At 67.4% G+C, this 20615-nt stretch carries 16 protein-coding genes; 6 read left to right on the top strand and 10 right to left on the bottom strand.

What is annotated here, in order from left to right; all coding sequences use genetic code 11:
- Nucleotides 1-42: 42 nt before the first annotated feature.
- Together FHR04_RS05660 and FHR04_RS20880 are read right to left on the bottom strand one after the other, a co-directional pair.
- Nucleotides 43-1254, bottom strand: a complete 1212-nt coding sequence (locus tag FHR04_RS05660; RefSeq protein ID WP_139401480.1) for a vWA domain-containing protein — start codon at nt 1252-1254, stop codon at nt 43-45.
- 100 nt (nt 1255-1354) lie between these two features.
- Nucleotides 1355-2314 carry a hypothetical protein gene (locus FHR04_RS20880; protein ID WP_170213862.1) on the bottom strand — a complete coding sequence of 320 codons (960 nt, stop codon included), beginning with the start codon at nt 2312-2314 and terminating at the stop codon, nt 1355-1357.
- 88 nt (nt 2315-2402) lie between these two features.
- On the opposite strand from FHR04_RS20880, the gene FHR04_RS05650 reads away from it, so the two are divergent.
- A complete protein-coding gene (locus FHR04_RS05650) occupies nt 2403-4208 on the top strand; it encodes an HRDC domain-containing protein (protein ID WP_139401479.1) in 1806 nt (601 codons plus the stop codon).
- A gap of 47 nt (nt 4209-4255) precedes the next feature.
- Here the strand turns inward: FHR04_RS05650 and FHR04_RS05645 are convergent, their stop codons facing one another.
- From FHR04_RS05645 to uvrA, 5 genes are all read right to left on the bottom strand, one after another.
- On the bottom strand, nt 4256-5077 hold the full coding sequence (locus FHR04_RS05645; RefSeq protein WP_139401477.1) for a GNAT family N-acetyltransferase: 822 nt from the start codon (nt 5075-5077) through the stop codon (nt 4256-4258).
- Between the two features lie 64 nt (nt 5078-5141).
- Nucleotides 5142-5579 carry a disulfide bond formation protein B gene (locus tag FHR04_RS05640; protein WP_139401787.1) on the bottom strand — a complete coding sequence of 146 codons (438 nt, stop codon included), beginning with the start codon at nt 5577-5579 and terminating at the stop codon, nt 5142-5144.
- Between the two features lie 80 nt (nt 5580-5659).
- A complete protein-coding gene (locus tag FHR04_RS05635) occupies nt 5660-6367 on the bottom strand; it encodes a DsbA family protein (protein ID WP_039684003.1) in 708 nt (235 codons plus the stop codon).
- Nucleotides 6368-6437: 70 nt separating this feature from the next.
- Entirely contained in the window at nt 6438-7214 is a 777-nt protein-coding gene (locus FHR04_RS05630; RefSeq protein WP_139401475.1) for a hypothetical protein, read from the bottom strand.
- Nucleotides 7211-10237, bottom strand: coding sequence for an excinuclease ABC subunit UvrA (gene uvrA, locus FHR04_RS05625; protein ID WP_139401473.1), 3027 nt, complete (start codon nt 10235-10237; stop codon nt 7211-7213). The genes FHR04_RS05630 and uvrA overlap by 4 nt, the downstream gene beginning before the upstream one ends.
- A gap of 432 nt (nt 10238-10669) precedes the next feature.
- Between uvrA and obgE the strand changes: the two genes are divergently transcribed.
- On the top strand, nt 10670-12010 hold the full coding sequence (gene obgE, locus FHR04_RS05620; RefSeq protein ID WP_039684007.1) for a GTPase ObgE: 1341 nt from the start codon (nt 10670-10672) through the stop codon (nt 12008-12010).
- Nucleotides 12011-12210: 200 nt separating this feature from the next.
- Here obgE and FHR04_RS05615 read toward each other — a convergent pair whose 3' ends face one another.
- The gene (locus FHR04_RS05615) at nt 12211-12552 is read right to left on the bottom strand and encodes a DNA-binding protein (RefSeq protein WP_139401471.1); all 342 of its coding nucleotides are present in this window, start codon (nt 12550-12552) and stop codon (nt 12211-12213) included.
- 260 nt (nt 12553-12812) lie between these two features.
- Here FHR04_RS05615 and FHR04_RS05610 point away from each other — a divergent pair, with 260 nt between their 5' ends.
- Nucleotides 12813-14612 carry a hypothetical protein gene (locus FHR04_RS05610; RefSeq protein ID WP_139401469.1) on the top strand — a complete coding sequence of 600 codons (1800 nt, stop codon included), beginning with the start codon at nt 12813-12815 and terminating at the stop codon, nt 14610-14612.
- Nucleotides 14613-14873: 261 nt separating this feature from the next.
- Here FHR04_RS05610 and FHR04_RS05605 read toward each other — a convergent pair whose 3' ends face one another.
- Entirely contained in the window at nt 14874-15194 is a 321-nt protein-coding gene (locus FHR04_RS05605; RefSeq protein WP_139401467.1) for a hypothetical protein, read from the bottom strand.
- A gap of 108 nt (nt 15195-15302) precedes the next feature.
- On the bottom strand, nt 15303-16499 hold the full coding sequence (mqnC, locus tag FHR04_RS05600) for a cyclic dehypoxanthinyl futalosine synthase (RefSeq protein ID WP_139401465.1): 1197 nt from the start codon (nt 16497-16499) through the stop codon (nt 15303-15305).
- Nucleotides 16500-16721: 222 nt separating this feature from the next.
- Here mqnC and gnd point away from each other — a divergent pair, with 222 nt between their 5' ends.
- The 3 genes from gnd to FHR04_RS05585 all read left to right on the top strand — a co-directional run bounded on the left by gnd (nt 16722) and on the right by FHR04_RS05585 (nt 20573).
- Nucleotides 16722-17798, top strand: a complete 1077-nt coding sequence (gene gnd, locus FHR04_RS05595) for a phosphogluconate dehydrogenase (NAD(+)-dependent, decarboxylating) (protein WP_039684017.1) — start codon at nt 16722-16724, stop codon at nt 17796-17798.
- Complete coding sequence (gene zwf / locus FHR04_RS05590) at nt 17795-19555, top strand: glucose-6-phosphate dehydrogenase (protein ID WP_139401463.1); 1761 nt, start codon at nt 17795-17797, stop codon at nt 19553-19555. Before gnd ends, zwf begins: the two co-directional genes overlap by 4 nt.
- A gap of 73 nt (nt 19556-19628) precedes the next feature.
- The gene (locus tag FHR04_RS05585) at nt 19629-20573 is read left to right on the top strand and encodes a glucose-6-phosphate dehydrogenase assembly protein OpcA (protein WP_139401462.1); all 945 of its coding nucleotides are present in this window, start codon (nt 19629-19631) and stop codon (nt 20571-20573) included.
- Nucleotides 20574-20615 lie beyond the last annotated feature (42 nt).

Here is a 20615-nt window from a genome sequence, read left to right as displayed (position 1 = left end):
CCCGCCACGAACAACTGTGGCGGGCCTTCTACCGATTAAAGCTCAGTTCACCAGTTTGGTCTTGTTGGTCACGAAGTCCATCAGCACGTACTGACCGATGTTCTGCGGCGTGGTGAAGTACGCCTTGCCCTTGGTCATCTCGCTGACGCGGCGCACGAAACCCACCAGTTCGGGATCACGGGCCAGCATGAAGGTGTTGACCTGAATGCCGCTGCGGCGGCAGTTAGCCACCTCGCGCAGGGTGGCGCCCAGCACGTAGGGATCGAGGCCGTAGGCGTTCTTGTAGATGCGCCCGTCCGGCAGCGTCAGGGCGCTGGGCTTGCCGTCGGTGATCATCACGATCTGCTTCATGTCCTTGTTCTCGCGCTTCAGCAGTTGCTGGGCCAGCCGCAGCCCGCCCGCCGTGTTGGTGTGGTACGGCCCGATCTGCGCCTGCGCCAGCTTGCTTACGGGCACTTCCTCGGCGCTGTCGTGGAACAGCACGAACTTCACGGTGTCGCTGGGGTACTGGGTGCGGATCAGGTGGGCCAGCGCCAGCGCCACCTGCTTGGCGGGGGTGAAGCGGTCCTCGCCGTACAGGATCATGGAGTGCGAGCAGTCCAGCAGCACAATGGTGGCCGCCGAGGAGTTGTACTCGGCCTGGCGGATCACCAGATCGGATTCCTCCATGTTCTCCATGCCCTTGCTGAGCACGTTGCCCAGGGTGGCGGTGGTGTCCAGGTTCAGGGTGTCGCCGAACTCGTAGTTCTTGAGTTCCCCCGACATCTCCACGCCGCTGGCGTACTCGCGGGTGTCGTGCGCGCCCGCGCTGCTGCGGCCCAGGCCGCCCATCAGGTCACGCAGCGATTTGTAGCCTAAAAAGTCGATGCTCTTGTCGGTCAGCTGGAAGGTGGCCTCGCCCGACTGGCCCGCGCCGCCCTGGCCGTCCTGATCCTCGAATTCCTTGCGGATAAAGCCGTCCTGCTGCAATTTGTCCATCAGGTTCTTGATCTGCTGGCCCAGCGCGGTGTCGTGGATGTCCGCCGACTGCATGGCTTCCATCAGCTGCTCTTCGGGGATCATGTTGCGCTCGGCCAGGGCTTCCAGAATGGCGTCGAACAGGTCGTCCATGCTGGGGCGCGCGTTGGGATCGGGGTCGTAGGGATCGTTCATGCCCTGTCCCAGCAGGGCCTCCTGGATCATCTGCATCAGCTCGCTGGAATCGAGTTGATCCAGTTCGCCCTCAAACTTGCTGTACCGCGTGATGCGCGCCATGTCGTGACCTCCGTATGGACACAGCATGGCGCGTGTGCGGAGCGGCGTTTGTAAGCGTCGTTTGTAAGGTGGGGCGCCGTGAGACACCGTGCGGCGCGGGTCAGCGCAGCGTCGCGGTCACGCTCTGATCCACCGTCATGGTCAGGGCCACCTGCACGCCGTCCATCTCCACCGTCATGTTGATGGTCTGCCCGGTCTTCTGGGTCAGGGGGCCGGGAAGACCGTCCTTGCGGTAGGTCTGGGTGCCGCTGGCCCGACCACCCGCCAGCTCGAAGTTCATGGCGGGCAGGTCGTCGCTGCCGCCCAGCTTGACCTGCCAGCGGTCGTATTTGCTGCTCTGGGTGAAGGTGTGCAGGCCCTGGGCATTCAGGCCGCCGTAGGTGGTCACGGTGGTGACCTGTAGCGGTGTGGACTGAATCTGTCCGAACAAAGAGGGCAGCTCGGCCTGCGACGCGAAGGCGCCCAGCAGCCCCGACAGCAGGCCGGTGGCGTCCAGCGTGACCGTCTGCGAGCGCGGCTGCCCCTTGACCAGCGGCTGGCCGTACACCCCCGCGAGGTTGGCGTTGTTCTGGCCGGCGAGTTCCTGCAATTTCTGGGGGTCCAGACCCGCGAAGGCAGCGTTCAGGGCGGCGTTGTCGCTCTCGAATTTGAGGCCGCCCACCGTGCCGTCCCGCGCCACCGTCTGGGTGATCCTGAGGGTGACCGGCGGCTGGCCTGGCACGCTCTGCACCACGCTGGACAGCAGGGTCACGTTGCCGTCCGCGTCCCGCCCGGTCACCCGGTAAAACAGCTTGCCCTTCACGGTGACATTCCCGGCCATACCCGCCAACAGACTGCGCTTGATGTCGGCCAGATCTTCCGCCGAGGCATCCGAGCCGGGCAGCGCCATGACCTGCACGTTGGACACCGCCGTACGGCTGGTGGTGGTGGTCTGATATTCCACCCCCGTGCCCACCGGGGCGCTGAGGCTGAGCATCGGAGCGGCGCCAGTGATGGGAGGAGCGCCCTGGGCCGAGGCCAGGGGCAGCAACAACGCGGCGGACAGCAAAAGGGATTTCACACCCACAAGGTAAGGGCCACAGAACCATAAAGTTGCCGCACTTGCCTTCATGAGCCCTCCACGCCGCGCGTGCGGCACAATAGGGCGCATGACAGATTCACGCTCCCGCGCCGAAACGCGCCCCGATGCCCGGCTGGTCGGCCTGCACGCCGAACGCGGCGATCCTCACGTCCGCCTCTCCTCCGCCCTGGCGGCGCTGGAGGGGGCCGGTTGGGGCCTGCTGCTGCCCGGCGAGGCGGCGCTGGCCCGGCAACTGGCCGCCGTGCTGGGCCAGGGCACGCTGCGGGTCGATTCGCGCCTGCGATTGAACCGCGACCTCCTGGCGGTGGCTGGGCTGGCCGCCGCGCCGCTGGACGGCGACTGGCGCGGCGCACGCGCGGTGTGGTTGTTGGAGCCGGAAGCCGGGGACATCGAACGTGCCCGCCGGGCCGGGGTGCCGGTGATCGCCGACGCGACGCTGGCCCCCGGCGGCGGCTGGCTGGGCGTAGGCGCAGAGCTGATCGTGTACCGCGACGGGGCCACCCTGACCGGGCACGGCGACGTGTCGCTGGCCGTGCTGTTCGGCGCGGGAACCCCGCCTGAACCCGTCACCGATCCGCCCAGCGAGCTGAGCGTGGCCCTCGCGCTGCGCGACGTGTCCACCCTGCCCCTACGGCTGGCCCGCGCGGCCCGCACCGTCGCCACGCTGGCAGACCGTCTGGGCGGCGCGGCCCAGGGCGCTGGCCCCACGGCGCTGCTGCTGGCGCCCGACGCCGCCCCCGACACCGCCCAGCCCCCTGGAGGCGTGCGGGCCGCCGCCCGCAGCGTGCCTGCCGGGGTCATCCTGACTCCTGGCCTGGAAGAGGCTGACACGGCGCTGGGCCTGCTCTACGGCCATGAGCCACAAGGCAGACGCGAGGAGCCGCAGAGCAGCCAATCAGCCATGCCCGAGCAGAGCCGTGAGGACAGTGACGCGCGCCAGGGCCGCACTGAAGGCCGCCGCGACAACCGACGGGACCGCGAGGGGAGGCGCGACTTCAGACCGCGCCAGGAGGGCCGGAGCGAGGAGCGCCGCGACGATTCCCGCCACGACTTCCGTCAGGGGGACCGTCCGGAGCGCGGTGAGCGCCCCAGCGCCCCCAGCCACAGTGAATCGCGCCGGGCTGAAACCACCCAGCCTCAATCCAGTCAACCCCAGCCTGATCCATCCAGGCCCAGTCAGGGGCAGGACAGCGCCCCCGAACGGTTCACTTTTGAAGCGCCCGCCGCTTCCTCTTCGGCGGCCTCTCCTGCACAGGCGGAGGAGAGCTGGGAGCCGGAAATCGTCTACAGCGATCTCAATCACCCGCCCGTGCGCGTGCCCACGCCGATCAGCTCTGGCCCAGACGCCTCGCCGCTGGACGCCGGGATACCCGACGTGCGCCGCCAGCCGGAGCGCACGCCCGCGCCGGAGGAACACGACGCCCCGGATAGCACGACCAGCGGAGACAGCCCGTCCAGTGAGGCCAACCACACCGCGCAGCACGGCGCAGCACCGGAACAGGCCAGACCCGAACAGCCCCCACGGCGCGGCAACGGCAATGGCCGGCAGGGGCGCCCGCCCAGGCAGGAACCCCAGGAGACGCCCGACGCAACGCCCGTGATCCTGCCCCCCGATCTGCCCGCCGCCAAGGAGGACCCCGCCGCCAATCTGAGCGACGAACAGGCCGCCGTCTACGCCCGCCTGCGCGAATGGCGCAACGCCGAGGCCAAGCGGCAGGAGATCAGCCGCTTCATCATCGCCAGCAACGCCACCCTGGCCGAAATTGCCCGCCGCGTGCCCTACACCGACGCCGATCTGAAGGCCGTGAAGGGCATGGGGCCGGAGCGCATGAAGAAATACGGCGACAAGATTCTGGAAGTGGTGCGGGGCTGAGCTGAAGTCCTGACCCGCCCGCCCTCTTCCCGGTGGAGAGGGCTTTTTCAGGTCAACGGAACAGCCTCACTGCCCTGCACGAAATACATCTGCGTCGCCGCCAGTCGGGAGCCATGCTTGTCGAAAATGCGGCGCATGGCGGCGTTATCGGCCTCCGTACCACCGTCGTGACGCCCGTAGTCCTGAGCCGCCAGCGCCAGCAGATGCGCGTGCAGGCGCGTGCCCAGCCCCTGCTCGCGCGCCTGCGGCAGCACGCCGATCATGTTGACGCTGGCGGTGTCCGGGCGCCCGCCGGGGCCGACGGCGCCCAGCGCGACAGGCGAGCCGTCTGTCCCTGGCAGGGCGATCAGGGTCCAGCCCTCCGATAGCTCCAGATCTGGCTGACCGAGCTGTTCCAGCAGGACGCGGATCTCGGCCTGATCCGCGTTCACGGTCTGCGCCTGCGGGTCCAGCGGGTAGGTGCGGGCGCGCAGGTCCGTTTCGTACATGACATGTCGGCTGTCCAGCACCCAGCCAGCCGCCTCAAAGGGAGCCGCTTGCAGGGGAGCGAGATGATCGTCGAGCAGCAACCGCTGTTCGGGTCCGGCACCTTCAAGAATTGCGCGGGCCAGCGCCGTCACCGCTTCTTCCGGCGCATCGGATCGCAGGTGTGGAAAGACTGGGATCTGAGGCACAGCATTGATCAGCGCGTTCCCCTCCACCCCCCGCCCCGAGCGCAGGATCAGGGTGTTCTCCAGCCTGAACTGCCCCCCGGCCAGGCGTTCGCGCATGAAGGTCAGGCGTCTGGCCGCGTCCTCCCGGTCAGCGATCAGGGCGACGAGATCGGGCAGGGTTTCGGCGGTGGCGGGTTGAACGGTGAAGGTATTCAAGGGTGACCTCTGAAAAGAGCCACTGAACAAGGCGCGTCCAGTGGCTCAGGAAATGGGGAAAGGTTCAGCTTCTGCGCCAGCTCAGCAGCGCGATGATCAGCGTAAAGGCGATCAGGCTCAGCATCGGAATGGTCAGAATTGGGTTCAGGCCCGACAGGGCGCCCGCGCCCCAGATCGGCCAGGGCGTGTTGCACGGCACCACCGTGGGGTCCACCAGCGCGCTGCATGCCTTCAGGGTGGGAATCACGTTCCAGTCTTCCAGATTCTGGATCAGGGCCACCACCCAGCCCACCGCCGCCAGCGGCAGCACGTAGCGCCGGATCTTAAAATCACTGTTCAGCGCCGCAATGCCCAGGATCACCGCCAGCGGGTACATGGCGATGCGCTGGTACCAGCACAGCACGCAGGGGCGAAATCCCCTGACCTCGCTGAAATACAGGCTGCCCAGCGTGGCGGCCAGGGCCACCAGCCACGCCAGGTACAGGCGGTTGTCGCGGGTCAGCAGGCCCTGGCGGTGACCACGCAGCGGCTCAGACCCCTGCCCCCCTGGCGGCTGGGGCGACGGCTCCACGGGCGGTCCGCTCATTGCTGGGCAGCGTCAATGGCCTTGCTCACGTCGGCGGCCAGGGAGCTGCCCTGCCCGGCGCCATTGACCACCTGCTTGCCATTGACGAACACGGTGGGCGTGGAGTTCACGCCAGCGTCCGACGCCTGCTTTTCCATGGCGTCCACGCGGGCGGCGGTGGCGTCGGTGTCCAGGCAGGTGGCGAACTTGCCCTGGTCGATGCCCTCGACGTTGGTGGCCAATTCCTTGAGGCGACTCTTATTGGCCCAGACGGTGGACTCGTCGCCCTGTGCGCGGAACAGGATGCTCTTGTACCTTCCGAAGGCGTCGTTGCCTCCCTCGTCGTAGACGCACAGCGCGGCCTGGGCGGCCAGCTTGCTGTCGTCGGTGGGCAGACGCGCGGCCTCGGCCAGGAAGGGCCAGAGCAGGGTGTACATCTTGGCCTTGCCGGTGTCCACGTACTTGCTCTTCAGCTCCGGCTCGACGGTGGCCTCGAACTGCTTGCAGGCCGGGCATTTGAAGTCTTCCACCACCACCACGTTCACGGGCGCGTCGGCCTGACCCATGTACGGCACCTCAGCCAGATTGAAGTCGGCGCTGAGGCCCGCGCCTGCCGCCGGTTTGTCCCGCACGGCAAAGAGGGCCAGCGCGATTAGAATCACGGCGACGAGCGTGCCGATCACCAGGATCGTACGGTTGGGGTTGTTTCCCTGAAGTCTGGTCATATGGGCCAGAGTTTAGCGCCCGGAAGTGAGGTTCATTCGGGCGCATGTCCTTGTGGTGAACCCGGACTGATTAGGCGGCCACACCAGCCGCCGTGGTCTGCCGCCCGCGCCGCCGCAGCCACAGCCCGGCGAGTTGCCGCACCAGACTGAACCCCAGCCCCACCAGCATGGCGATCAGCGCCGCACGCAGGAACGTGTCGTTGGCGGGCAAGGTCAATGTGGGGTCAAATTTGGTGCCGAAGCGGGCCACCGCCAGCAGCGTTCCCGCGAACAGCAGCCCGGCAAAGGGCAGGACCAGCACGCCGCCCGAATGCTTGACCAGCAGCAGCGCCATTAAAGCCCCGCCCACCAGCGGCAGGATGATCAGCCACTGCGCCGGGGGGGCCGAGGGACTGAAATAACCCAGCCCGCCCAGCAACAGCCCCAGATAACCGAACCACCCGCCGAACTCGTCGGCCAGGATCACCAAAAAGACCCACAGCAGCAGGCTGTTCTGCCACTCGCCCGGAGTCCACATGACGTAGGCCAGCACGCCCAATACCACCCACCCGGCCAGCAGCCGCAAAAAGGTCAGGAAGCGGGTGCGGTGGGGGGCCTCCTCCTCGGCCCGGCTGGGCAGCGGGGTCAGCGGCGGGGCGGCGCGGGCCGGCGACGGACGGCCCAGCTCTTCTGCCGGCCCGGCTGTCTTGGACAGGCTCACCGCAGGGTCCACGTCCGGCCGCGCCAACACCGTCTGCTCCACATCTGCCGCCGCCGAGGACGTCACCTCGGCAGCCACCGGCTCACCGGCAGGCTGGACGGCTTCAGGGTGCAGATCAGACTGCTCGGACGCGGGCGGTTTGGTCATGCTGCTCCCTTCTTAGCACGCGGCTTGCGCGCGGGGGCTGAGAGAACGAGTTCACGCTCCTCCTTCTCCGCGCTGACGGGCACGATGCCCGGCACCCGGCTCAGGTATTCCCCGGTATAGCTCGTGGGATGCGCCGCGAGTTCCTCCGGCGTGCCGGTGGCGACAATGGTGCCGCCGCGCACGCCCCCCTCCGGCCCCAGGTCGATGATGTGATCGGCCCGTTTCATCACGTCCAGGTTGTGTTCGATGATCACCAGCGAGTTGCCGCCCTCCACCAGCCGGTCGAGCACTTCCATCAGCTTGCGGACGTCCTCGAAATGCAGTCCGGTGGTGGGTTCGTCCAGAATGTAGATGGTCTTGCCGGTGGCCCGCTTGCTCAGCTCGGAGGCCAGCTTGATGCGCTGCGCCTCGCCGCCGGACAGCGTGGTGCTGGGCTGCCCGATGCGCATGTAGCCCAGGCCCACGTCCAGCAGCAGTTGCATCTTGCGCTCAATGTTGGGAATCGCCTCGAAGAAGGTGTGGGCCTCCTCCACGGTCATGTCCAGCACGTCGCTGATGGTCTTGTGGTTGTACTTGACCTCCAGCGTTTCGCGGTTGTAGCGCGCCCCCTTGCAGACCTCGCACGGCACGTAGATGTCGGGCAGGAAGTTCATCTCGATCTTCATCACGCCGTCGCCCTTGCAGTGCTCGCAGCGCCCGCCCTTGACGTTGAACGAGAAGCGCCCGGCCAGATAGCCGCGCCGCCGCGCCTCGTTGGTGCGGGTGAACAGGTCACGAATCTCGGTAAAGACGCCGGTGTAGGTGGCCGGGTTGCTGCGCGGCGTGCGGCCAATCGGGGACTGGTCGATCTCGATCACCTTGTCCAGATGCTCCATGCCCTCGATGCGGTCATACCTGCCCGGCGTGGTCTTGGCGCCGTTCAGTTCGCGGGCCAGCGTGGCGTGCAGGATGTCGTGGATCAGGGTACTTTTGCCGCTGCCCGACGGCCCAGTCACGACGGTCATGGTGCCCAGCGGAATCTCGGCGTCCACGTTCTGGAGGTTGTGTTCGCGTGCGCCGAAGATCTTGAGCTTCTTGCCGTTGCCGCGTCGCCGCTTGTCGGGCACCTCGATCTTCAGCTCGCCGCGCAGGTATTTGCCGGTCAGGCTGTCGGGGTTGGCCTTGACCTCCTGCGGCGTACCCACCGCCACCACCTCGCCGCCGTGGACGCCCGCGCCCGGCCCCATATCCACCAGGTAATCGGCCTCCAGCATGGTGTCCTCGTCGTGTTCCACCACCAGCAGCGTGTTGCCCAGATCGCGCAGGTTCTTGAGGGTGCCGATGAGTCGCCCGTTGTCCTTGGGGTGCAGCCCGATGCTGGGTTCGTCCAGCACGTACAGCACGCCGGTCAGCCCCGATCCCACCTGGGTGGCGAGGCGGATGCGCTGGGCCTCGCCGCCGGACAGCGTGTTGGCGGTGCGGTCTAGGGACAGGTAATCCAGGCCCACGTCCACCATGAACTTCAAGCGGGTGCGAATGGCCTTCAGGACAGGCACCGCCACCGCCGCCCCGAAGGCGTTCAGCGCGTACTCGTAATGCCGGGGGGCGTGGGCGCGGGCCGTGCCGCCCAGGTGGCCCTTCAGGTAGGGCGCGATGGCGTCGTGATCCAGCTTGCCGTCCTGCAACCCCCCGAAGAAGGCGTCGGCCTCCAGCACGCTCATGCCGCCCACCTGGGCGATGTTCAGGCCGCCCACGCGCACCGCCAGAATCTCGGGCTTGTAGCGGGTGCCGCCGCAGGTGGGGCAGGGGCTGAGTTCCATCAGCTCTTCGAGCTTCTCGCGCATGAAGTCCGATTCGGTGTCGGCGTAGCGGCGTTCCAGATTGGGAATCACGCCCTCGAATTCGGTCATGAAGCGCATGGTTTCCTTGCCGTTCCGGCGGTAGACCACCTCGAACGGCTGACCGGGGCCGTGCAGAATGGCCTTTTGGGCCGCAGCGGACAGCTCCCGCCATGGGGTCTTGAGGTTGAACTCCAGGTGTTCGGCCAGCGCCTGCAACTTGTCCCAGTAGTAGATGCCGCCGCCGGTGCCCTTCTTGCTCCACGGCAGGATCGCGCCTTCCGCGACGCTCAGCTTGTCGTCGATCACCAGCTCGGGCGCAAACTCGTTCTTGCTGCCCAGGCCCGCGCAGTCGCCGCACGCGCCGTAGGGGGAGTTGAAGGAGAAGGAGCGCGGTTCGAGTTCCTCCAGCACGCTGCCGTGTTCGGGGCAGGCGAACTTCTCTGAGTACAGCTCCTCGTGCGCCTCGCCGTTCTCTCCCCCGTCGGGCAGCAACACGCGCAGCAGGCTCTCGCCGCGCCGCAGGCCCAGCTCCACGCTCTCGGCAATTCGGCTGCGATCCGTCTCGCGCAGGGTCACGCGGTCAATCACCACGTCCACGTCGTGCTTCTCGAACTTCTCCAGCTTCAGCTTCTCGGCCTCGTCCAGTTCGTACAGCGTGCCGTCCACCCGCACGCGGGCAAAGCCCTCACGGCGCAAGTCACCGAACAGCTTGCGGTACTCGCCCTTGCGCCCACGCACGACGGGAGCCAGCAGAATGGCGCGCTTGTCGGCAAATTCGGTGATCAGCCGATCCGTAATCTCGCTGGGACTCTGTTTTTCAATTTTGCGCCCACAGATCGGGCAGTACGGCGTGCCGACGCGGGCGTACAGCAACCTGAGGTAATCGTGAATCTCGGTGACGGTGCCCACCGTGCTGCGCGGGTTGTGGCTGGTGGTGCGCTGATCGATGGAGATGGCCGGGGACAGACCCGTGATGCTCTCCACGTCCGGCTTTTCCATCAGGCCCAGGAACTGCCGCGCGTAGGCTGACAGGCTTTCCACGTAACGGCGCTGGCCCTCCGCGTAGATGGTGTCGAAGGCCAGCGTGCTCTTGCCGCTGCCCGAAACGCCGGTGATCACGATAAATTGATCGCGCGGCAGCTCCACGGTGATGTCTTTGAGGTTGTGTTCCTTCGCGCCGCGCACCACAAGATTATTCTGCAAGGTAGGTCGCTCCCTTCTTTGGTTGAAAAGCGCGGTCAGCACGTCGAAACGGGCCGCGCGGGATTCTGCCTATTGCGTAAGAGGTGCCAGTCTCTCCGCTCTGAAACGGGATATTCTAGCAGGTCAGGGCGGGGTGGGGCTAGGGCGGGAAAGGCTCTCTAAAGAACCGTGAGGCAGGGGAAGCAGCGCGGGCATCGGCCAGGCCTCCAAGACCGAAGGCGCAGAGTCACCGCCGTGGCCTCCCCTTCACTCCACCTCTCCCGCGCTTCCCCGCACCCTGATAAGCTGCTCTGTGATGTTGCGGCCCCCTTCGCCGCGTCCGTTCTCGCAGTGCGGGCATGAAGGCGCGGCGGTTCTCAGACAAAAGGGCCGTGGATTTGCGGGCAGACGGGTCAAACCCGTGTTCTGCATACCGCGCAAAGGAGTTGGGTTGTGGCGTTTCGAGATGTACTGAATATTGAGGTCAATGCGGGCAACGGTGGCGACGGCAGCATGAGTTTCCACCGGGCCAAATACATGGAAAAGGGCGGCCCGGACGGCGGCCACGGCGGACGCGGGGGCAGCATCATTCTGCGGGCCATCGAGGGCGTGGAGTCGTTGGAGCGGCTGGTGGGCCGCCGCAAGTTCAAGGCCCCCAACGGCGCGTACGGCGAGGGCCGGCTGCGCCAGGGCGGCGACGGCGAGGACGTGTACATCGACGTGCCGGTGGGCACCACCGCCTTCGACGAGGACAGCGGCAAGGTCATCGCCGATCTGGTACGCGTCGGCCAGGAAAAGGTGATTGCGCGCGGCGGCTACGGCGGACGCGGCAACAGCACCTTTGCCAGCAGCACCCGGCAGGCCCCGCGCTTCGCCGAATTGGGCACGCTGGGGCAGAAACGCCGGGTCAGGCTGGAGCTGCGCCTGATCGCGGACGTTGGGCTGGTGGGCTACCCCAACGCGGGCAAGAGCAGCCTGCTGGCGGCCCTCTCGCGGGCCAATCCGGCGATTGCCGAGTACCCGTTTACCACCCTCTCCCCCATTTTGGGCGTGGTGGATCGCCGGGACGCGCACGGCACCCCCATCGAGGAGCGCTTCACGCTGGCCGACATTCCCGGCATCATCGAGGGGGCTTCCTTGGGCAAGGGGCTGGGGCTGGAGTTCCTGCGCCACATCAGCCGCACGCGGGTGCTGGTGTACGTGCTGGACGTGACCCGTGACCCGGTGGAGGAAATGCGCGCCCTGCAGGCCGAGCTGCGCGCCTACGATCCCACCCTGCTGGAGAACGTCGCCCTGATCGCGCTGAACAAGATCGAGCTGGTGGACGAGGATCTGGGCGTGATGGTGGAGGACGAGCTGGCCGAGTTCGGCCTGCCCGTGCTGCGCGTGAGTGCCCAGACGGGCGTGGGGCTGGACGCCCTGCGCGAAACGCTGTTCCAGATGCTGCCTGACCGCGAACTGTGGGCGCAGCAGAACGCGCTGGAGATCGAGCCGGACGAGGTGCAGGCCGAGGCCCTGAGCGTCACCTTCCGCGAGGATCCGCCGGCCCGTGGCGTGGGCATCGTCACCACCGGCGAGAACGAGCGCGTGTGGGAAATCCATGGCGGCGGCTTCGAGGAACGCATCTCGCGCTTCTCGCGCTACATGGAAGACGCCGCCGAGTACCTGGGCGCGGTGTTCAAGCGGCAGGGGCTGTACAACGCCCTGCGACGGGCCGGGGCGCGCGAGGGCGACACGGTGGAAATCGGCAGCTTCCGCTTCGAGTACTTCGACGACGAGGCCGACAAGGACTGAAGATGCAAAGGGCGGAGGCCGGAGCGCAACATTCGCTCCGGCCTCCGCTCTTTTTTGTCCCGCTGATACGGATTCCGTTTGTTTCGTGTAGAAATCGGGACAGCTCCGATTTCTACACTCCACGTCCGGAACCCGTTTTTCTCCTGCTCGCTTCGCTCGGATTTCCAGGTGTTTTCAACACCTTTCAATCGGAGCCCGCATCAGTCCTTCTTCTCTTTCTCGTCGCGCTCGTCGAGCTTCTTCACGACGCCCTCGCTCCATTTGCGGCCCTCGTCGCCGCCCCACAGCATCCACGCGATGTAGCCACGTGAAGGCTTCTCACCGTCCTCGCCGGTCTCATCCAGATTGTCCCCGGCGTGGCGCGGAAAGTATTGCGAGACGTGGCGCACCTCGTCCTCGGTCAGCCGGCCGCCGTCCGCGAGCTGCTCGGCCATGTGCTCGCCGACATCTGTGCCGCCGTAACCATACTCGTCGCGCAGCTTCAGCGCCTTCTTCGCGTTGTCCTGAACGCTTTTGGGGATGGAAAGGTCAAGGTCTGCCATGGCCCACGGTGCCATCCGGCAGGGGCAGGCAATGGTAAGGGCCGCCCCCAACTCAAGAAAGGCTTCAGGCCAGGACAGCGCGGCACAGCCAGACAGTTTTTTGTATGAGTGGGCGGCGCATAGTGGACCGACGATGCCGGCAGTGTTCCAGAAACGAGGGGAAAGAGCCAGGTCACGACTGCTGGTTGCGGGACCCGCAGGCCCGGACAAGGCACTCGCTGCCGGACCGGCAGATGAGGCGTGATGCCGGCGGGGTGGGCATGACTCCTGCTGCAGCCTCCAGCGAGCGCTGGGCGGAACTGGTCGAGCTGTACGAGTACCGTGTGGCCGATACGGTCCAGGGCCGGGTGCCGCGCAGCGGACGACGCGCGCTGGCCGATCTGCGCGAGGAACTGCTGAGCGCGCCGCTGGAGTCGGCCCTGTACCGGCGGCTGCTGGCTGCGGACCGCCAGTTCCGTGCCCACCAGAAGACGCTCAGCAAACCCCCGGCAGCCCCGCCCGCTCCCCCGCAACCGACCGTGTGGGACGCTGCCCAGAGCAGCGAGTCCGAGGAGGCGCGGGCCTGGGAGGAGTTGCAGATGCTGGCCTGGGGAGACGCCGCCCGCGCCGCCCTGCAGGACCACATGACCGCGTGGCGGCGCGAACCCGGCCTGCTGAGCCTGCGGGTGCTGTACGCCGCGCTGGAAAATGCCGAGCGGGCCGGGCAGCCGGGCCTGGCCGGACAGACGCCATTTGCCGTGCCCAGGCTGCACGACCCGCTGACCGATCTGGACAATCCCCAGGTGCTGCAGGTGCTGGTAGAGGCCACCGTCGACCTGCTGGTGCAGCCCAGCGGCTGCGAGCGGCTGGGAACGGCCCTGGCGCAGGTTCAGGCCACGCCCTTTCCGCGCCACCCGGACGAGGACGTCCTGCGGGCCTGGGTTGAGGCCGCCGAGCGCGAACCGCTGGCCCCCCAGGCCAAGGACACGCTGATCCAGGCGCTGCACAGCCAGTTCGAACCGCCCCGCGACCCGCGGGAGCGTCCGGCCATCCGGCAGGCGGCCCGCGATCTGGGCCAGCGCCTGGGACCGCTGCTGGCCGGCGGCACTCCTCCGGCTCTGGGCGGCGTGCCCCACCACAGCGTCCTTTACGCCACCCAGCCGCACACGGCCCTGCGCGCCCCGGACGACGGGGCAGATGAACTGGTGGTCTGGCTGCCGGGCGCGTCCAGCGTGCGCTGGCGGGACACCAGCTTCCAGTGGCAGGCCATCGGCCAGAACTGGCAACTGCAGGCCGGCAACCAGATCACCTTGCTGCAACCCCAGGCCGACCCCGCCGAACGCCGCGTCACCCTGGAGCTGCCCCACCTCCAGTTCCGGGCCTTTGTAAGCGGCGCGTACCTGCTGCTGCGCGCCCACACCGACCCGCAGGCGGACCTGAGCCGTCTGCTCGCGCTGGGGCGGGCGGTCGCGCTGCTGCTGGACCCGGCCGAGTCCTATGCCGCCCTCCGGCTGGGCCGCGCCGCCGCGCAACTGCTGCGCGAGGGGCGCGTGGATCCGGCTGGCCTGACCGCCAGCAGCGCGGCCAAATACACCCTGGCCTCGCCCGCGGCCCTGCTGGACTTCGCCCGCAAAGGGGCCGAGGCGCTGTGCGCCCAGTTGACCCCGCACAGCACCCAAGAAATTCTCGACATCCTGCGCAGTGCGGCGCGGCCACTGTGGCTGACCGGCGACTGGGAAGACCGGCTGGCCGGGGCGCTCGACATCGCCGTCCACCACCGTGAGCCCCTGCCCGCCGCCCTGAAACAGACCCGCGTCACCCTGCCGTCAGACACGTCGGGCATTTGCGTGGAGCTGCGCGACGATCCACCGCTGTCGTTGCAGTTCGGCGCCCGCGCCCTGACCCTGCGGCGTGATTTTCGCCGGGAATGGTCGGCGATCATGCCGGGGCACGCCCCACTGGCCCTGCAGGATCTGACGGTCGCCCGCGTGCCAGGCTTCAACGTCATTCTGGCCCGCCACGGCACCTGGCTGGCCGCCGCCGCGCAACCAGACCGGGAAGCAGCGGGGGCGCCTCCGTAAACACGCGGGAACTGGGCCGCCATCAGGGCGGCTTACGCTGTGGGACGGTGGAGCGCGGCGGCCAGGAGCCAACGGGTGGAGTGACTCTTGACTGCCCACTACGCATTGTTCAACACGCCAGAGGACCTCTGGTGGTCACGCCAGCGTCCGGGACGATGAGGCCACCACCGCACAGCTGCCTGCTCAGCTGTCGGGCAGTCAAGCCGGAAGTCAAGAGGGAGGCGGTTCAACCCGGGCGGTCCTGGCCCACGGCCCGCGCGCTCAGCGGATAAACCACACGATCAGCCGGGTAGCATGCCCGGCGTCCTCAAACACTCTTGAAAACGCATCCCAGGCGTTGATCCGCTCCCCCATCTCCGGCGCGGCATGAGCGCCCAGCAGGGCCAAGTCAGAACGGGTCAGCCAGGTTTCGCCGGTGATGTCGCCGTCCTCGAACAGCAGATCGGCGCTCACCACGGTGCTGAGCTGCGGCGGATGGGCGCGGTTCGCCACCCCCGCCACCTCCAGGAGTTCCAGCAGTTCGTCCGCGTTGGCCACCATGAAGCGGGCCTCGGCCTGCCAGGGACTGGGCTGGGCGGGCATCAGCAATTCCCCAGCGTCCGGGACAGGCGCCGATGCGGCGAGCGAACCCTCCTCCGCGGCCCCAACTGGACCGCACTCACAGATGACGACGGCCAGCGCCAGCATGGCTTAACCAGCCGCCAGCGCGGCCCCAGCCCCCACTGCACGGGCCTCCTCCGGATTGGAGGCGTGACGGCCCAGCTCGGCGTCCACGTCCGGCCACTCGATGATCTCGAACCGGCTGTTGCGGATGGCCGGGGTAAAGCCGGCATCCACCGCGATTCGCACCAGTTCGCGCACGGTGGCCTTGTGACGCCCGCCGCCGCCTGCCGCCGAGACCACGTTTTCCTCCAGCATGGTGGACCCCAGGTCGTTCGCGCCGTAGTACAGCGCCGCCTGCGCCACCTTGAAGCCCTGTGCGGGCCACGAGGCCTGAATGTTGTGCAGGTTGTCCAGCGCGATGCGGGCCACGGCCAGTTGCTGCAGGTACTCGTGGGCGGTGGCGCCGGGCGCCTTGCCGTGCAGCCGGGTGTGCTCGGTCTGCAGGGTCCACATCGCGAAGCCTGAAAAGCCGTTGCCGCTGTACTCGCGGTTGGCCTTGTCCTGCTGCTCGCGGATCTTCAGCAGGTGGCTGGCGCGCTGGGCGAAGGTCTCGCCGAAGCCGATCACCATGGTGGCAATCGTGTACAGCCCCTTGCGCTGCGCGGCGTCGATGATGCGAAACCAGTCCTCGCTGCGGATGCGGGCGGGGGCAGCCCTGGCCCGCACGTCGTCTTCGAGAATCTCGCCGCCGGCGCCGGGCAAGCCGTCCAGCCCCGCCTCGATCAGGGTGTCCAGCAACGCGTCCAGCTCCAGGCCGAAGGTCTTTTCCATGAACAGCACTTCTTCCGGCGAGAAGGCGTCGATGCGGATGGTGGGGTGGTTGGCCTTGATGTGGCGCAGCAGCCCGGTGTAGTAGTCCAGCCCCAGTTCGGGGTTCACGCCGCCCTGCATCAGGATGCGGGTGCCCCCCACTTCCTCCAGTTCCACGATCTTGGCGCTGATCTCCTGGTAGTCCAGCGTGTAGCTGTCCTTCTGACGCCGGGTGCGGTAAAACGCGCAGAAGTTGCAGCCCACGTTGCAGATGTTGGTGTAGTTGATGTTGCGGTCGATCAGAAAGGTCACGGTGTCCGGGTCACGCCGCTCCAGGCGCAGGGCGTTGGCGACCCCGGCGACGTCCGGCAGCGGCAGCGCGTACAGCGCCTCAATCTCGGCGGCATTCAGGCGTTCGCCGCGGGCGGCCTTGTCCAGCACCGGGGCAGGTGAAGTGGGGGAAAGGGCGGTCATGCGGTCAACGTACCACTCCTGAACGCACCATATTCCCGCCTGAAATACGCTCGGCAGCTGCGCCGCATCCGGCTTCAACACTGCCACGGCGGCAATGAAGATCACCCCAAGTTTCTCCCAAGAAAGTCGCGCGTATCATGATTTCTGGACAGTTGAGAGCGGCGGGGAAGCGCCGAGCAATAAAGACATGGAAGCGTTTTCCACCCCTGGAGGTGAGCTGGAATGAAAATGGGAATGATCGGTCTGGGCAAGATGGGCGGCAACATGGTCCTGCGCCTGACGCGCGGCGGCCAGGAGGTCGTCGGCTACGACCGCAGCGAGGAAAGCGTCGCCCTGATCGAGCAGCAGGGGGCGAAGGGCGCCCGGACGATGGACGAGCTGATCGAGGCGCTGGGCGAACCTGGTCAACGCGCGGTGTGGGTGATGGTGCCGTCGGGCAAGATTACCCAGTCGGTGATCGACGACCTGGGCCAGCGCCTGGCCCCCGGCGACATCGTGGTGGACGGCGGCAACAGCAACTTCAAGGACACCATGCGCCGCGCCGAGGAACTGGGAGCCAAGGGCATTCACATGGTGGACGTGGGCACTTCCGGCGGGGTCTGGGGCCTCTCGGAAGGCTACGCCATGATGGTGGGCGGCCACGAGGAAGCCGTGGAGCGGATGCGCCCGGTGCTGGAAGTGCTGGCCCCCGCGCCTGACCAGGGCTGGGGCCGCATGGGACCCTCGGGGTCCGGCCACTACGTCAAGATGGTCCATAACGGGATCGAGTACGGCATGATGCAGTCCTACGCCGAGGGCTTCGAGCTGATGCGCCACAAGGAAGAGTTCGGACTGGACATGGCGCAGATTGCCGAGCTGTGGCGCTACGGCTCAGTGATCCGCTCGTGGCTGCTGGACCTGACCGCCGAGGCCCTCAAGAACTCGGCGGACTTCGATCAGCTGTCCGATTACGTGGCCGACAGCGGCGAGGGGCGCTGGACCATCATCGACAGCATTGAGCAGGGCGTGCCGACCCCGGTGATCACCCTGGCCACCCAGATGCGTTTCCGCAGTCAGCAGGAGACCAGTTACGCCGGGCAGATGCTTTCGGCCATGCGCCGCGCCTTCGGCGGTCACGCGGTCAAGACCCTGGAAACCCCCAAGAAGGAAGGCTTCGTGCCGGAAGTGGAACCAGGCCAGCACCCGAAGGCCGCCGCGCCGGAAAACATCCCCGCCTCCAAGGGAAAACACCAGGGCGACGGTTCCGTCAAGGAGCAGCTGGGGGAAACCGGACAGAAACGCACCACGGGTGACCAATGACCGCAAAACGCGGCAAGAAGGCGGCGGAGCCCGACAAGGCGTCCAAGCCGGCTGCTCAGGAAGCAACCCCGAAGAAGGCACGGACCGGAAAGGTCTCTGCCTCCGCCACCAAGGGGGCCGTGAAAGAGAAGATCGCCTCGCAGACGGTGGGGGTGGCGCAGCCCGCGCCGGGAGCGAAAAAAGGCTCCAGACCGTCCGCGAAGTCGCGCAAGCGCACGGCGGACGGGGCCGGTGCGGACGGCCAGAATCCCTTCCGCACCACCATGCGCCGCAGCCGCGCCCCCGAACCGGCGACGATGGTCATCTTCGGCGTGACTGGCGATCTGTCGCGCCGCAAGCTGCTGCCCGCCATTTTCGGGCTGTGGCAGGACGGGCTGCTGGGCAGCGCCTTCAACATCGTGGGCGTGGGCCGTCAGGAGATGACCGACGACGAGTTCAAGGACTACGCGGTCAAGGCGCTGCAGGAGAGCAAGGAGACCGACGCGATCCAGCCGGGCAGCCTGGAAAAATTCCGCGAACTGCTGTTCTACGAATTCGGCGAATTTGGCGAAGACGAGGTCTACGATCTGGTGGGCCAGGAACTCGACCGCGCCGAGGCCGCGCACGGAGGCCGCAAAAACGCGCTGTTCTACCTGTCCACGCCGCCCAGCCTGTTCGAGCCGATCAGCAACGGCTTAGGCCGCCTGGGGCTGGCCGATCAGTCGGAGGGCTGGCGCCGGATCGTGATCGAGAAGCCGTTCGGACGTGACCTGGACAGCGCCCGCGAGTTGAATGCCGCCATCCACGCCACCTGGGACGAGTCGCAGGTGTACCGCATCGACCACTACCTGGGCAAGGAAACGGTCCAGAACCTGATGGCGATCCGCTTTGGCAACGCCATCTTCGAGCCGCTGTGGAACCGGGGCTACGTGGACCATGTGCAGATCACCGCCGCCGAGGACCTGGGGCTGGAGGGCCGCGCCGGGTACTACGAGGAAGCCGGCATCGTGCGCGACATGCTGCAAAACCACCTGATGCAGCTGTTCGCGCTGACGGCCATGGAGCCGCCGGCCGCCTTCGACGCCGACGCCATCCGCGACGAGAAGACCAAGGTGCTGCGGGCGGTCAAGCCCATTCCGCTGGACCGTGTGGATCAGGTGGCCGTGCGCGGCCAGTACGGCCCCGGCAGTATGGACGGCGAGCGGGTGCCGGGCTACCGCGAAGAGCCGGGGGTCAAGCCGGACAGCCGCACCTCCACCTACGTGGCGGTCAAGCTGGAAATCGACAACTGGCGCTGGCAGGGCGTGCCGTTCTTCCTGCGCACCGGCAAGCGGCTGCCCAAGAAGGTCACGGAAATCGCCGTGGTCTTCAAGCGCGCCCCGCTGGGCATCTTTCCCGGTGGCCTGGAACGCAACGTGCTGGCCTTCCGCATCCAGCCCGACGAGGGTGTGAGCCTGAAATTCTCCAGCAAATCGCCGGGACAGGAGATGGTGCTGCGCGAGGTGGTCATGGATTTCCGTTACGACGCGTTCGGCGCGCAGCTGGAAAGCCCGTATTCCCGGCTGCTGCTCGACGCCCTGATCGGCGACGCCACCCTGTTTCCCCGCGAGGACGAGGTGGATCACGCGTGGCAGATCGTCAGCGGCATCCTGCAGGCCTGGGACGTGCGTCCGGGCAAGGGCCGGACCCCCGACTTCCCCAACTACGCCGCCGGCACCTGGGGTCCAGAGGACGCCGAAGCATTGATTGGCCCAGACCGGCGCTGGAGACGGCTGTGAACAGGCTGGAGAAGCAGGCGGGAGCGATGCAGGGCGGGGCAACGTTTAATCCGCACCACCGGGGAGCGACCACATGACCACCGCCCCGGCCATCAAAGTCCTCGGACCTGTGGAGACCACCGTCCGCAAAGCGCAGGTCACGCTGGACGAATTGTGGACACAGACCGGCGTGGAAACGCGGGCCTACACCGGCAACATCATCGCGCTGACCGTTCGGCGACACCTGGAGCGCGTGCAGCAGGCGCTGGCTGGACTGGAGGGCCGCTACGCCGGGCGGCAGATTATCGGCGTGATGGACGGCACCGACGATCTGATGGTGCACGCCAGTCTGGTGTCGCAGCGCGGGGGAACGTTCGTGGAGCGGCTGACCCTGGACGCCAGCACCGAGCAGCTGCGGGGCGCGATCCTGCCGCTGCTGCGCCCCGCCACCGTCAACCACGTGTGGTGGGGGGCAGACACCAAGCCCGGCGGCCCGCTGCTGCGCGAGCTGACCGACATCGCCGATCAGGTGATTGCCGACAGCCTGACGCTGGACATTCCCCCGGCCCGGCACTACGCCCTGGCCGACCTGGGCTGGAGCCGCTCGGCAAGCTGGCGCGAAGCCCTGGCGCAGGTGTTCGACAGTCCCGAGGCGGCCCGGCAGCTGCCGCATGTGGACCGCCTGACCGTGCGCTACGCCGGCAGCAAAGACCTGCCCGCCCGCCTGTACGCCGGATTCGTGGCCGACACACTGGGGTGGACGAACCTGAAGAACGTGGAGTTCAAGTCGGCCCGCTGCGGGCGCGAGAACGGTGACCTGTGTGGGGTAGAGCTGGCCGGCGAGGGCGTGCGCTTCGTGCTGGCAGCGGGTCAGGGCGAAACAGCGCGGGTGGAAGCCGTCTGGGACGGCCGGACACACCTCTCGGAAGTCAATGTGCCGGCCATGTCGCTGGCCGAGGGGCTGGGCCGGGTGATGGCCCGTCCGGAACGCGGCGAAATCTTCGAGCGGGCCTGGAAACTCGCCAAGGTGTCGCTGTGAGCGGGCCACGAATCACGGGGGCTTTCCGCGCGATCATCACAG

Source organism: Deinococcus radiopugnans ATCC 19172 (assembly GCF_006335125.1).
In the GTDB taxonomy this organism is placed as follows: Bacteria; Deinococcota; Deinococci; order Deinococcales; family Deinococcaceae; genus Deinococcus; species Deinococcus radiopugnans.
This window is presented reverse-complemented; position numbering and strand designations above follow the sequence as displayed.

Bases quoted from the DNA above. Each gene is read 5' to 3' on its own strand.
- FHR04_RS05660 (WP_139401480.1), bottom strand. From the start codon at position 1,254: ATGGCGCGCATCACGCGGTACAGCAAGTTTGAGGGCGAACTGGATCAA.
- FHR04_RS05650 (WP_139401479.1), top strand. From the start codon at position 2,403: ATGACAGATTCACGCTCCCGCGCCGAAACGCGCCCCGATGCCCGGCTG.
- FHR04_RS05635 (WP_039684003.1), bottom strand. From the start codon at position 6,367: ATGACCAGACTTCAGGGAAACAACCCCAACCGTACGATCCTGGTGATC.
- FHR04_RS05630 (WP_139401475.1), bottom strand. From the start codon at position 7,214: ATGACCAAACCGCCCGCGTCCGAGCAGTCTGATCTGCACCCTGAAGCC.
- FHR04_RS05615 (WP_139401471.1), bottom strand. From the start codon at position 12,552: ATGGCAGACCTTGACCTTTCCATCCCCAAAAGCGTTCAGGACAACGCG.
- FHR04_RS05610 (WP_139401469.1), top strand. From the start codon at position 12,813: ATGACTCCTGCTGCAGCCTCCAGCGAGCGCTGGGCGGAACTGGTCGAG.
- FHR04_RS05605 (WP_139401467.1), bottom strand. From the start codon at position 15,194: ATGCCCGCCCAGCCCAGTCCCTGGCAGGCCGAGGCCCGCTTCATGGTG.
- mqnC (WP_139401465.1), bottom strand. From the start codon at position 16,499: ATGACCGCCCTTTCCCCCACTTCACCTGCCCCGGTGCTGGACAAGGCC.
- gnd (WP_039684017.1), top strand. From the start codon at position 16,722: ATGAAAATGGGAATGATCGGTCTGGGCAAGATGGGCGGCAACATGGTC.
- zwf (WP_139401463.1), top strand. From the start codon at position 17,795: ATGACCGCAAAACGCGGCAAGAAGGCGGCGGAGCCCGACAAGGCGTCC.
- FHR04_RS05585 (WP_139401462.1), top strand. From the start codon at position 19,629: ATGACCACCGCCCCGGCCATCAAAGTCCTCGGACCTGTGGAGACCACC.